The 230-nt window shown below is 73.0% G+C and carries 1 protein-coding gene; it reads left to right on the top strand.

The annotated features are described in order from the left end of the window. Positions 1-215 (top strand): hypothetical protein (locus KVT37_RS33280; RefSeq protein ID WP_217579127.1); only part of this gene is annotated, 215 nt, incomplete at its 5' end. Positions 216-230 lie beyond the last annotated feature (15 nt).

Consider the following 230-nt stretch of genomic DNA (forward strand, 5'->3'; position numbering starts at 1 on the left):
GAGGGCACGGAGACACCAACCTGCCCCGGCGTGCCCGCTGGAAAGGCAGCCACGCGGTGCCCTCCGTTCCGCGTGCCGATCCGCGCCCGAGCCGCACGGTCGGCTGGAGCGCAAAGGAGGGCCGGAACCTGCAGCCGGCATCGTGGCGGTCCGTCGAAGGCATGCGCCTGCGGCCGCAGGCAGGCGAAGGAGGGTTCTGCAATGCGGCTGCCTGACGGGTGGGTGACCGG

The sequence above is a fragment of the Mesorhizobium sp. GbtcB19 genome (assembly GCF_019091085.1).
Lineage (GTDB): Bacteria > Pseudomonadota > Alphaproteobacteria > Rhizobiales > Rhizobiaceae > Mesorhizobium.